Here is a 12,524-nt window from a genome sequence, read left to right as displayed (position 1 = left end):
TCAGTCCCTCTGGGTAACCCGTAGCAGTTCTTCCAGGCTGGTCAGCCCCTGCAGCACCATGGCCTGGCCGTCATCGAACAGGCTCGGGCTGTGCAGGCGGGCATGGCCCAGCAGTTGGTGTTCGCCGGCGCCGGTATGGATCAACTGGCGCAGGGTGTCGTCGAACAGCACCAGCTCGTAGATCCCCTGGCGGCCGCGGTAGCCCGACTGCTGGCAGGCCGGGCAGCCCACTGGCCGGTACAGCAGCGGCGCGGCGTCCGGGCCCAGGCCCAGGCGCTCGCAGGCGGTGGCATCGGCGCTGTGGGCTTCCTTGCAGTCGATGCACAGCAGGCGCACCAGGCGCTGGGCCAGCACCCCCAGCAACGAGGTGCAGAGCAGGAACGGCTCGATGCCCATGTCCACCAGGCGGGTCACCGCGCCGATGGCGCTGTTGGTGTGCAGGGTCGAGAGCACCAGGTGCCCGGTGAGGGAGGCCTGCACGGCGATTTCCGCGGTCTCGCGGTCGCGGATCTCGCCCACCATGACCACGTCCGGGTCCTGGCGCAGGATCGCCCGCAGGCCACGGGCGAAGGTCATGTCGACCTTGGCGTTGACCTGGGTCTGGCCGATCCCGGTGAGGTGGTATTCCACCGGGTCCTCGATGGTCAGGATGTTGCGTTCCAGGCTGTTCAGGCTGGCCAGGCCGGCGTACAGCGTGGTGGTCTTGCCGGAGCCGGTAGGGCCGGTCACCAGGAGAATGCCGTGGGGTTTGTGCAAGGCCGTTTCCAGGCGCTGGCGCAGCACCGGGTTCATCCCCAGGTGACCCAGGTCCAGGCGTCCGGCCTGTTTGTCCAACAGGCGCATCACCACCCGTTCACCGTGGCTCGAAGGCAGGGTCGAGACCCGCACGTCCACTTCGTGGCCGGCGATGCGCAAGGCGATGCGGCCGTCCTGGGGGATGCGTTTCTCGGCGATGTCGAGCTTGGCCATGACCTTGATCCGCGACACCAGCAGGGTCGCCAGTTCGCGCCGCGGGCGCAGCACTTCACGCAGCAGGCCGTCGACCCGCAGGCGCACCGAGAGGTGTTCCTCGAAGGCTTCCAGGTGCACGTCGGAAGCCTTGCTCTTCACCGCCTCGCTGAGGATCGCGTTGATCAGGCGGATGATTGGCGCGTCGTCTTCCTGCTCCAACAGGTCGGTTGTTTTCGGCAACTGGTCGGCCAGGCTGCAGAGGTCGAACTCCTCATCGAACTGCTCGCCCAGGCCGTCGGCCACCTGCTTGGCGCCGTCCTGGCCATCGCGGTAGTGGGCCGCCATGCGCTGGGCGAACGCCTGCTCGTCGAGCACTTCGCTGCGCAACGGCGCACCGTTGAAACGGCGCACCTCGGCAATCACCGACCAGGGGGTATCGACCCGGCAATACAGCACCGGGCCCTGGGCCTGGTGCTCCAGCACCACGCCGTGGCGCCGGGCATAGGCAAAGGCCAGGCGCGGGCTGGCGACTGGCGTGATCATGGCTGCGCGGCGCCGGTGCGCATGTCGATCAGGCCCTGGTCGCCCTCGCTGTTGGCGTCGAACAGCTGGTGCGGGTTCTGCGGTAGCTGGCCGCGGGGCTTGCCGTCCAGGGTGCGCAGCGAACGCAGGTTGTTGTACTTCTGGGTGCTGAGCTTGTCGGCGTTGGCCGTATTGCGCAGCAGGGTAGGGCGCAGGAACACCATCAGGTTGGTCTTCTCGTTGACCTCCTTGCTGCTGCTGAACAGCTTGCCGACCCAGGGGATATCCCCCAGCAATGGCACCTTGCTCACCTGCACCTTGACGTTGTCCTTGATCAGGCCGCCGAGGACGATGATCTGCCCGTCGTTGGCCAGGATGGTGCTCTTGACCGAGCGCTTGTTGGTGATCACGTCGCTGGTGCTGATGCCCGGTGGCGCGGCGGCCAGCTCGGAGCTTTCCTGCTCGACCTTGAGGCGCAGGAAGTTGCCCTCGTTGATGTGCGGGGTGACCTTGAGGGTGATCCCCACATCCTTGCGCTCCACGGTGGTGAAGGGGTTGCTGGCGCCGGCGGTGTCGGTGGTGTAGGAGCCGGTCTGGAACGGCACGTTCTGGCCCACCAGGATCTCCGCCTGTTCGTTGTCCAGGGTCAGCAGGCTGGGGGTCGACAGCAGGTTGTTGTTGGAGTCGCTGGACAGGGCGGTGATCAGCGCACCGAAGTTGCGGCTGCCGATGCCGATGATCGCGCCGTCCGGCAGGGTCGGGCTCTTGCCGTCCTCCAGATTGCCCAGCAGGGTGCCGATGGACATTGCGGCGCTGTTGAAGTTGCTGGCCCCGGCCCAGTTGCCCCGAGCCCCGGCCCACTGCACGCCGAGGGCCTGGTTGATGTCGCCGCTGACTTCGACGATGGCCGCTTCCACCAGCACCTGGGCGCGGGGTTGGTCGAGTTCGTCGATGATGCTTTCGAAGGTCGCCAGCTGCGCCGGGGAAGCCATCAGCACCAGGGCGTTCTGGCTTTCGTCGGCGCTGACCAGCACCGGGTTCTCCTGCTTCTGGCCGTCACTGCGACCACCGGATTCCATGCGCTTGCCGATGCCGCTGAGCAGCTCTTCGAGCTTCTTCGCGTCGCCGTGGTTGATGCGCCGCACCCGGGCGTTCTCGCCGGCATTGTTCGGCACATCCAGGCTCTGGGCCAGGCGTTGCATCTGCAGGCGGACCGGCGCCGGGCCCACCAGGATCAGACGGTTGCTGCGGGCATCGCCGATGGCCTTGGCACTGCTCATGGCGCCGTTGTTGTCGGTCAGGCTGTCGCTCAGGGTCTTGGCCACGTCGCCAGCCCAGGCGTGCTTGAGCTGGAGGATATTGAACTGGCGGCCACCGGCGTTATCCAGTTCCTGGATCACCTGGCGCACCCGCTGCACGTTGTTGGCGCTGTCGGACACCACCAGCGCGTTGGCGGTGGTGGACGGCGCCATGTAGGCGTCCGCGGCCACCAGCGGGCGCACGGCCGCCGCCACTTCGCTGGCATTGGAGTTGCTCAGTTCGATGACCTGGGTGACGAACTCATCGCTGCCACCGCTGGGTTCGGCATGGGCCTTGGTCTTGGCCTCGGCCACCGGCAGGATCAGCACCCGGTCGCCCTGGTCCATGGCCGCATAGCCCTGGCTGCGCAGGGCGGTGAGGAACAGCGAGTAGATGCCCTTCTGGTCCATCGCGGTGCTCGATTGCACCGTGACCTTGCCGCTCAGGCGCGGGTCGAGAATCATCGTCTTGCCGGTGATCTGGCCCACCTCGTTGACCAGGTCGCGCAGCTCGGCGTCTTTCATGTTCAAGGTCCACTGCTGCTCGGCAGTGTTCTTTTCCGCCGCCTGCAAGGGGCTGATCAAGGTGCCGAGGGCCAGCAGGGAGCCGGCGATAAATGCTCGTTTCATGGGGTCAGGGTTCACAAGGATGAGGGGGATTGGAGAGCGCCGCCGGCATTGGCGGTACGGCTCGTCGGGTCGCGGCCGTCCGGCGGCAGGGGGACCAGCAAGGTCGAAGTGGGGGCCAGCGACAGTGACTGCTCTTCACCGAAACGCTGGATCGAGACTTCCTGGGGGCCGATCCGGCGCAGGCTGCCGCCCCCCGGAAGGGCTTCGCCGATCCGGTAGAAACGGCTGCCTTCAGGCGACTCGATCAAGGCCCGGGATTGCTCGGGGTGGCGCTCCACCAGGCTGGCCAACAGGTTCAGGGGCACCCGCGGCTGGTTGCCGCTGGCCTCGGCCGGCAGTACCCCGAACAGGCGGGCGATGGCGGCGCTGTCCAGCACCGCGGGAGGCGCCGTGGGCGTCTGCACCGGCATTGGTTGCTGGACGCTGTGCAGGCGTTGGCTGAACTGCCAGGTGCCATGGCCCAGCCAGCCGAACCAGCCGGCCAGGAGCAGCAAAGCGCCGGCCCAGAGGCCGGCGCGTGGAGGAAGGCGCAAGCGGTTCACAGCGACATGCGCTGCAGCAGCTTTTCACCGCGCCAATGATGCACGGCCACGGCGGCGACATGGCCGATCACCAGCAGGGCCAGGGCGACGCAGGCGTATTTGTGCACCCTGTTGAAAAAATCGGTGAGCAGCGGTTCCTGCAGCGGTTGGGGCAGGTGCATGAGGCCGAAGACATTGATCGGTCGCTCCATCATCAGCACCCCGGTGACCAGCACCAGGCCGGTCATGACGTAGAGTGCCAGGTGGCCGGCCTTGGCCAGCAGGCCGAGGATCCGGTGGGCCTGGGCCGGCGGGTGACGATCCAGGGCACAGAGAATTCGCAGGCCGAACAGCGGAATCAGCAGGAAGGTCAACGACACGTTGATGAAGTTGAGGCCTTCGGCGATGGCGGTGGGCAGGGTGAGCAGGGCGTTGCCGAAACCGGTGACCGTCGCCCAGAGAATGATGGCGGCGAACGTCCAGTGCAGCAGTACCTGAAGCTTCGAGTAAGTGATTGAACTCATGGGGGCTGTTCCGGCAAAGGGAACGTGGCGCCGGAGCGCCACGTTCGGGTTGACGAGGTCGAGACTTACTTGGCGATCCAGGCGTTGTCCCATGCCCAACCTACACCGGGCTCATAGGCGTTGTTGGCGCTGGTCCACTGGGTGCACCAACCGCTGTACGGGTGGGGTTTGCACTCGTAGGTCTTGCCGGTCTTGGGTTGCAGCACCACGGTGCCGGCCTTGTAGGCTTTCAGTCCGTTGGGGAACACGTAGTCGTACTTGCCTTCGCCACCACCGGTGTCTTCATCCTTGAGCAGGAAGCTGGCGCCTTGTTGCAGCAGCTCGCCTTTCTTCGAGGTGGCCACGACGGTCAGGTCGTACTTGCCGGCGCTCTGACCGATGAGGGGCATGGAGAAGTGCGGGGTGTTGTCCGGAGGCGCTTGCTGGAAGGCGACGCTTTCACCCTTGGCGTTGAACACCGTGGCCTTCACGGTGTAGTCGCCGCCCTTGGCGATGGCGTTGAAGTGCAGGTCGGCCTTGCCATCCTTCAGGGTGTACTCGGGCTGCATGCCGGTGATGGTCAGCTCGCCTGGCTTGGCGGCCTGTTCCTTGTCGATCATCACGTTGTTGATGTCGCTGCCCTTCTTGACCAGGATGTCGTTCTTGCCGAAGTTCGGCACCACTTCGTCCTTGTCGTTGAGCAGGCCCATCTGGTAGCCCTGCTTGGCGGCGTTGACCTTCTTCGCCAGTTCGTGCGGCCAGACATCGGCCTTGGCCAGCTCGGCGGAGTTGATCTCCAGCACCACTTGCTTGGCGTTGATCTCGCCCTGGGCGTTGAACACCCGGGTCTTGACCTTGTCGCCGATGCTCAGGGCTTCGGGCTGTACCGCGCCGACGGTGGTCCAGGTCGAAGGAATCACCGCGCCGTTGTCGATGTTCAGGTCGACCACCTGGTAGAAGGTTGCGTCGGTGTCGTGGACTTTCCAGGTCGCCAGCAGGACGTGATAACCGCTGCGGTCAGACGGGATGTTCACGGTGTGCTGGGTGCGGCCACCGGCTGGCGCAGGGACGTTCAGGGCTGGCCATGGCTCGTCGAGCAGTGGGGTCTTTTCGAAGGAATCACGGGTCAGGGGCTGGTTCGGGTTCCAGTCTTTCTTGGTGATGTAGAACTGCCAGTAGCGGGTGGCGTGACCGGCCTTGTAGAGCCAGGTGAACGTCTGTGGGCCCGGCTTGATGGTGTTTTTGGTCCAGCGTGTGGCCGACTGTTCGTTGAGTTCGGAGAAACGCGCCAGGCCACCGGCAGGAATGGTGCCGTTGGCCGGGCCGCACTTGGTGAAGTCACCGGTGCAGGCCTGGGCGCTGCTCGGGTAGTGGGAGATGGCGCCTTCGCCCGGACGACCGATGTACTCGGTGCTTTGCGGTTCGTAGGTTACCGCGCCGCAGTTGGCGTTCAGCTTGCCGCCATCGGAGTGGCACATGAAGGCGCGGGATTTCGGGCTCTCGATGTAGCCGTGAGCGGATGCCTGTTGCGCGGCGAGGCCGGCAACGCTCATGGCCAGGACCAGGGGCAGTTTGAGGAACGAGCGGGCTTGTGTGGTGTTGATCATTGAAAAAGCCTTGAGCAATTAAAAAGATACAAAAGATCCCAGGGGGGGACGGGGGGCCGATGTACAGCGCTGGCATCCTTGCCCGCACATCCCCGGGAACAATCACAGGCTACGTGGCGGGGTGCAGGGGGCCCATCGGACGAGTACTAGAGTCCGATGGAGCAGATGTTTCAGGTCATTGCACGACAGCCTTCGAGGGAGCCGTGCGGCACGCCGGGGCCGGGGATTGCCAGGCAAAAAAAAGCGTGGCACTTGCGTGCCACGCTCAAGGGTCAAGCCTGGGTGCTAGTGGTCATTGGCGATCCCAGGCCATGGTCCAGTGGCTGCCGGTGCCGGGCTCGTACTGGGTCGCTCCGGCTTTCCACTGCAGGCAGTAGCCGCCGTAGGGGAAGGGCTTGCACTTGTAGGTCTTGCCGTCCTTGGGTTGCAGCACCAGGGTGCCGGCCTTGTAGCTGCTCAGGCCCTCGGGGAACACGTGGTCGTACTTGGCGCCTTCGCCCGGCTTGCCGCCGCCTTCGCCCGGCGGGGTGCCGCCACCGGTGTTGCCTTCGACCTTGACGGAGAAGCTGTGGGTCTGCTGCATCAATTGGCCTTTCTTCGAGCTGGAGACCACCACCAGGTCGTACTTGCCGGACTTGATGCCTTTGAGCGAAATCGAGAAATGCGGGGTCAGGTTGCCGACCGGCGCGTGCTCGTAGGCCAGGGTCTGGCCGGCGCTGTCGAACACCTTGGCGTAGACCATGAACTCGTCTTTCGGGTCGTTGGCCTTGACGATGGCATTGAAGTGCAGATCGACCTGGCCGTTGTTCGCGGTGTATTCGGGCTGCAGGCCGGTGACGCTGAGTTCGCTTGGCTGGCCGGCCAGTTCCTTGGCGATGATCACGTTACTGATGTCACTGCCTTTCTTGACGAAGATGCTGTTCTTGCCCAGGTTGGGCTTGATCTGGTCCTGGTCGTCGAGGATGCCCATCTGATAGCCGAGCTTGGCGGCGTTGACCTTCTTCGCCAGTTCGAACGGCCAGACGTTTTCGTTGGCCAGCTCGGGCGAATCGATGCTCAGCACTACCTGCTTGGCGCTCTGCTCGGAGCTGGTGAAGACCCGGGTCATGACCTTGTCGCCGACCTTCAATGGCTCGGGCTGCACGGCGCCGATGTCGTTCCATTGCGATGGCACGGCATTGGCGTTGTCGATGTTCAGGTCGACCACCGAGTAGAAGGTGTTGGAGTTGTCGTGGACCTTCCAGGTGGCCAGCAGCACGTGGTAGCCGCTGCGGTCGGCCGGAATGTTGACCTGGTGCTTGGTGGTCTCGCCACCCTTGGCCGGCATGCTGCCGTTCCACTTCTCATCCAGCAGCGGGGTCATCTCGAAGGAGTCGCGGGTCAGCGGCTGGTTCGGGTTCCAGTCTTTCTTGGTGATGTAGAACTGCCAGTAACGAGTGGCGTGCCCGGCGGTGTATTTCCAGGTGAAGGTCTGCAGGCCGGGCTTGATGGTGTTCTTGGCCCAGCGGGTGCTGGACTGCTCGTTGAGCTTGGCGAAGCCGATCATGCCGCCGGCGGCGATGGTGCCATTGGCCGGGCCACAGACACGAAAGTCGCCGGTGCAGGCCTGGGCATTGCTGGGGAAGTGCTCGCGGCCACCGCCAGGGGTGCCGAAGTATTCGACGCTCTGCGGTTCGTACATGACCGGGCCGCAGTTGGCGTTCTGGCCGCCACCGCCTGAGCTGCACATGAACGAACGGGCTTTCGGGCTTTCGATGTAGCCGTGGGCGCTGGCTTGCTGGGCAGCAAGCGCGGCCATGCCAATCGCCATGGCCGCCGGAAGTTTGAGGAATGAACGGGCTCGGTGCAACGTGATCATCGATTGATCCTTAGTTGGAAATTATTGGATTCAACAGGCGATCGTGGGGAAGGAGGTCATGGCTCAAGTTGAGACTGGCATCCCTGTCTGGCGCCCCCCGAAAGCAGGCGCCAGAGTAGGAAGAACCGCCTGTGGATCACATCGGACCAGTACGAGAGTGCAGCAGCGGGGCCCGGGCGATGCCTCGCGACCAGGGCTTGAGCGGCTGGCGCAAGGCGGCGAGGTCGGCCTTGGCCTGCTCGAAGATCCGCTCCATGGCGGCCAGCAAGGTGGCCTGGCAGCGGCGAATGGCCTCTGGCTGGAGCACGTTGACCTGACGCAATCCGTGGCAGGCGGCAGCCATTTCGCCGGCATCGATCAGGCAGGCCACGCCGCTCAGGCGATGGCTCAGGTCGCCGAGGGTGTGGGAGGCGGCGACCAGGTCGGCCTCGCGCAGCTGCTGGATTTCCTGCTGCAGGTTCTTGGTCAGTTCCAGCAGAATTCGCCGCCGCAGGATCGAGCTGTTACGGCCCACTTCGTCCAGGTGGTCGAGGCTGAACGCACGGTCCTGCTCCGGTTCTTCCTCTGGCGCCAGCGGGTTGCTCAGGACTTCCTGCAGGCGTGCCAGGGTCACCGGCTTGATCATCAGGTCGTTCATCCCGGCGTTGGAGCACTGGGTGGCCTCGTTGCTCAGGGCGCTGGCGGTGTAGCCGATGATCAAGCGCGGCGTGCAGCCCCGGCGCTGCTCGTCTTCGCGAACGGCACGGGTCAGGGCGTAGCCGTCCATCTCCGGCATGTTGCAGTCGCTGATCAGCACGTCATACGGTTCTTCGGCCAAGGCCAGCAGTGCCTCTTCGCCGCTGCACACGTGTTGCGCCTGGTGGCCCAGGCGGGCCAGTTGCAGGGTCAGCACCAGGCCGTTGGTGGACACATCGTCCACCACCAGGACCCGCAGGGCCTTGGCCGCCTGCTGCTCCGGCGCCAGGGGCTCGGGTGCCTGCACCAGCGGCAACTGCCAGCTCAGGGGCAGTTCCACATGCACGCTGCAGCCCTGGCCGGGCTCGCTTTCCAGCCAGATATGGCCATCCATCAACTGGGTCAGCTGGCTGCAGATGCTCAGCCCCAGGCCGGAGCCGCCGTACAGGTGGGCGGTGCGCGCGCTGGCCTGGCGATAGGGCTCGAAGATCAACGGCTGCAGGGCCTGGGGGATGCCGATGCCGCTGTCGCGGACCGTCAGGGTCAGCAGGCTGACGCCTTCGCGCAGGGCAGTTTCCTTGACCCGAGCGTGTATGCTGCCCTGGTCGGTGAATTTCAGCGCGTTGCTGATCAGGTTGTGGAAAATCTGCTGCAGGCGCAGCGAGTCGACCCAGTACACCCGCTGGCGGTCGGCCTGGTAGTCGAAATGCAACTGCAGGTTCTTTTCCCGAGCCTGGACGGCGAACAGGCCGAGGCTGTTGTTGAGCAGCGGTTCCAGCGCGGTGGGGTGAGGGGCCAGCTGCATCAGGCCGCTCTCGATCTTGTCCATGTCGAGGATATTGCCGACCAGGTCGATCATCGAGGTCGCCGACTGCTGGGCCACCCTCAGGTTGTGCGAAGGCGTGCTGCGGCCGCTGGTTTCCAGTTCCAGCAGCCCCACCAGGGCATTGAGCGGGGTGCGCAGCTCGTGGCTCATGGAGGCGAGGAACTCGCTTTTGGCGGCGCTGGCCTTGAGCGCGACCTGCTTGGCTTCGCGCAGCTTGATTTCCAGGTGCTTGCGTTCGGAGATGTCCAGCCAGCCCCCCAGCAGGCCCTGCAACTGGCCGCGGGCGCTGTAGAACGGCACCAGCCACTGATACAGGTAGTGCTGCTCGCCCTTGATCATCAAGCTGGTATCGAGAAAACGCGGCCGGTGGTTGTGCAAGAGTTGCTGGTGTTCGTCCTGCAGGATCCGCGCGAATTCCGCGGGCATGTTGAGCTGCTCGGTGGGCAGGCAGCCAGTAACCTGGTCCTCGGAAGTGGTGAAGAACTCTTCATAGGCGCGGTTGCAGGTGCTCAATCGCCCCGCCAGGTCGCACACGTACAACGGGGTCGGCAGACCGTTGAGCAGGGAAAACTGGAACGCCAGGCGGTCCTGCAGCCGGGTCTGGGCGATGAGCCGCTCCTTGACCTGGATCTTCAACCGCCAGTTCCACACCAGGGACAGGCCGAAGATCACCAGCACCACCACGCCGACATGCCAGGCCTGCTCGGCGGCCCATTTCCAGAAGTTGTCCCGGGGGCGCTCGGCGATCACCTGGATGTCGCTCTGGGGCGTGCGCGACAGCGAGTCCAGCAGCTTGTCGAGAATACTCAGCAGTTCGCCGGCATCGGCGCTCACGGAAAACTGATGGGGGGTAGGCGTGGCCTTGATCGACAGGCCGTATTTCAGGCCCGGCCCGGGTTGGGTCTGGCCGGCACTGGGGCTGTCCAGGGTGGCATCGACCTGGCGCTGGAGCACCAGGTCCAGGGATTGTTGGTAGTTCTCGGTGAGCAGCAGCTGGATCCGCGGGTAGCGCGTGCGCAGATGCTCGTACAGCGGATGAAAGCGCGACAGGGCCAGGCGCCGGCCTTCCATGGCCTCCAGGGAGCTGGGGGAGCTGTCGCCATTACGGATGATGAAGGTCCAGTTGCGGGTGCCGTAGGGCTGGCTGAGCAGCACCCTGCGCGCGCCTTCGCCGATCCCCAGGGCACGGCTGCTCAGGTCGGCGCTGCCTTTGCTCAGTTGTTCCAGGTCGTTGGTGCGCGACAGGCTCGGCTGAATGCTCAGTTTCAGGCGAAAGGCATCGGCCAGGGTTTGCAGCAGGTCGATGCTCAGCCCGGCCCACTGGCCGTCGCCGCTGCGGTACAGGTACGGCGGGGCCTCGTGGGCCAGCAGGTTGATCTGCGGGTGGTCCTTGAGCCAGGCGGTCTCCTGGGGGCTGAGCATGAAGGCATCGGTGGGCGAATAGGGAAACGGGCCGTGGCTGGCCTGTTGCTGGACCTTGAGCTTCTGCGCTTCGGGCACGGTGTGCAGCACATGGTTGAGCAGGGCCAGCAGGGTGGCCTGGTCGCTGCGTACGGCAAAGCCGAAGCCGGTGTTGGGCAGGAGTGCGGAAAACTTGTTGTGCAGGGCCAGGTCCGGGCGCGCACGAAGGTAGAGATTGGAGCGGAACTGATCGCCGATGAAGGCATCCGCCTCGCCCTGGGCCAGTTGCTCGAAGCCCAGCGCCGTGGTGCGCACCCGGCGTACCGTCGCCTGGGGGTACGCCGCGCGGACCCGATCGGCTTGCAGGTAGTTGTCCAGGACCAGGACCTGCTTGCCCTTGAGGTCCAGGGGCAGGCTCTGATCGTTGATGCGGCCGACGATGATCGATTGGTTGCGCAGATAGGGCTGGCTCAGGCGCAGGTCCGGGTTGGCCGCCTCGAAGTCACTGGCGCGTGACAGCAGGTCGACCCGGTGTTCGCGCAGGGCATCGATGGCGGCCTGGGGGGAGGGCACCTCGACGTTCTGGAAATGCAGGTCGAGCTGTTCGCCGATCAGCTTCAGGTATTCATCGGAGATCGACTTCAGGACCTGGTTGCCGGCGCTTTCCAGGGGGCGTTCGGGGGGGACGATGCGGGCCACTTTGAGGGTCTTGCGGGGCAGGCTGTTGCGCATCGACAGCAGCTTGTTCAGGGGCAGGTTGCAGTCCGTTGCCGAGGCGCGCTCATCGGCGTCGGAGGTTGGCGCCAGGCCGAGGCTGGCCAGGGGAATGATCAGCAGGCAAAAGCGCTGCATCCTCCGGCGCACGAAGGAAAGCGAAATCAGGGGCATAAGGGGGAAGCTCCGGGATCTGCCGCACTCGGCGACTCAGGAAAGGCCATGTTCCTGGATGTAGAGAAACAGGCTGGCCGAGGTGTCCAGGCCGAGTTTGCGCATGGCGCTGCTTTTTTGCGTGCTGATGGTCTGCTTGCTGCGGCACAGGTGCAGGGCAATGGCACCGATGCTCATGCCGCTGCCGTACAGGCGCAGCACTTCGATCTCCCGCGCGGACAGCTGCTCGGGCTGCAACAGTGGCTTGCCGTGCAGCGCGGTGCTGGTGTCCAGCAGGTGCTGGATCGATGACGAGACGAAGGGCGCACGGGCGCTGGCGGCCACCGCCTTGGGCAGGTCGTTGAGCAGGCCGCGCTTGCTCACCAGGCCCTGGACCCCGAGCTTGAGCACACTGCTGATCAACGCCGGGTTGTCGAGCATGGTGATCACCACGATCGCCAATTGCGGATACAGCCCACGCAGGCGACGGATCAGGCGAATCCCGTCGACCTGGTCGCCACCGGGCATCATCAGGTCGGTCAACAGCAGGTCACAGGGCTGGCGCTGCAGGTTCTCCAGGAGGATTTCCACACTGTGGGCTTGGGCAACGACCTCCAGGTCGGCGTGGTTCTCCAGCAGGGTGTGTATCCCAATCAGGGTCAGGGGATGGTCATCGGCTATCTGGACGCGGATCGGCATCGTCTTTATTACTCGGGTTTTTGACAGGCAGTAGCGCACTGCAATGCGCGGCTTCCTTCAAAGGAGCAGGTATTTTGCTTGTGGGTTCGTCAGAAGATTCGCAGGGTAGCACTGAAATTGGCGCCAAAAAGCCGCCCCTGGCCACTTTAAGAATTGTCTTATGCCA

Annotated in this window: 8 protein-coding genes; all 8 read right to left on the bottom strand. The window is 64.8% G+C overall.

Annotated elements, in window-relative coordinates; all coding sequences use genetic code 11:
- Positions 1–1,494: a type II secretion system ATPase GspE gene (gene gspE, locus ACZ5BO_RS22305; RefSeq protein ID WP_464696492.1), complete on the bottom strand. Its 1,494-nt coding sequence runs from the start codon at positions 1,492–1,494 to the stop codon at positions 1–3.
- On the bottom strand, positions 1,491–3,401 hold the full coding sequence (gspD, locus tag ACZ5BO_RS22300; protein WP_464696490.1) for a type II secretion system secretin GspD: 1,911 nt from the start codon (positions 3,399–3,401) through the stop codon (positions 1,491–1,493). The genes gspE and gspD overlap by 4 nt, the downstream gene beginning before the upstream one ends.
- Before the next feature lie 11 nt (positions 3,402–3,412).
- Positions 3,413–3,934, bottom strand: a complete 522-nt coding sequence (locus ACZ5BO_RS22295; RefSeq protein ID WP_157838054.1) for a type II secretion system protein N — start codon at positions 3,932–3,934, stop codon at positions 3,413–3,415.
- A 5-nt stretch (positions 3,935–3,939) separates the two neighbouring features.
- Positions 3,940–4,446: a cytochrome b gene (locus ACZ5BO_RS22290; protein WP_025126705.1), complete on the bottom strand. Its 507-nt coding sequence runs from the start codon at positions 4,444–4,446 to the stop codon at positions 3,940–3,942.
- Positions 4,447–4,511: 65 nt separating this feature from the next.
- Entirely contained in the window at positions 4,512–6,032 is a 1,521-nt protein-coding gene (gene gbpA, locus ACZ5BO_RS22285) for an N-acetylglucosamine-binding protein GbpA (RefSeq protein WP_464696489.1), read from the bottom strand.
- A 292-nt stretch (positions 6,033–6,324) separates the two neighbouring features.
- Positions 6,325–7,890: an N-acetylglucosamine-binding protein GbpA gene (gbpA, locus tag ACZ5BO_RS22280; RefSeq protein ID WP_464696488.1), complete on the bottom strand. Its 1,566-nt coding sequence runs from the start codon at positions 7,888–7,890 to the stop codon at positions 6,325–6,327.
- Positions 7,891–8,026: 136 nt separating this feature from the next.
- On the bottom strand, positions 8,027–11,680 hold the full coding sequence (locus tag ACZ5BO_RS22275) for an ATP-binding protein (RefSeq protein WP_464696486.1): 3,654 nt from the start codon (positions 11,678–11,680) through the stop codon (positions 8,027–8,029).
- Positions 11,681–11,716: 36 nt separating this feature from the next.
- On the bottom strand, positions 11,717–12,358 hold the full coding sequence (locus ACZ5BO_RS22270) for a response regulator (RefSeq protein ID WP_025126709.1): 642 nt from the start codon (positions 12,356–12,358) through the stop codon (positions 11,717–11,719).
- Positions 12,359–12,524 lie beyond the last annotated feature (166 nt).

The sequence above is a fragment of the Pseudomonas sp. FFPRI_1 genome (assembly GCF_055384485.1).
The sequence above is the reverse complement of the archived record's forward strand: the minus strand, read 5'-3'. Positions and strand labels throughout refer to the sequence as shown.

Bases quoted from the DNA above. Each gene is read 5' to 3' on its own strand.
- gbpA (WP_464696488.1), bottom strand. From the start codon at position 7,890: ATGATCACGTTGCACCGAGCCCGTTCATTCCTCAAACTTCCGGCGGCC.
- ACZ5BO_RS22290 (WP_025126705.1), bottom strand. From the start codon at position 4,446: ATGAGTTCAATCACTTACTCGAAGCTTCAGGTACTGCTGCACTGGACG.
- gbpA (WP_464696489.1), bottom strand. From the start codon at position 6,032: ATGATCAACACCACACAAGCCCGCTCGTTCCTCAAACTGCCCCTGGTC.
- gspE (WP_464696492.1), bottom strand. From the start codon at position 1,494: ATGATCACGCCAGTCGCCAGCCCGCGCCTGGCCTTTGCCTATGCCCGG.
- gspD (WP_464696490.1), bottom strand. From the start codon at position 3,401: ATGAAACGAGCATTTATCGCCGGCTCCCTGCTGGCCCTCGGCACCTTG.
- ACZ5BO_RS22270 (WP_025126709.1), bottom strand. From the start codon at position 12,358: ATGCCGATCCGCGTCCAGATAGCCGATGACCATCCCCTGACCCTGATT.
- ACZ5BO_RS22275 (WP_464696486.1), bottom strand. From the start codon at position 11,680: ATGCCCCTGATTTCGCTTTCCTTCGTGCGCCGGAGGATGCAGCGCTTT.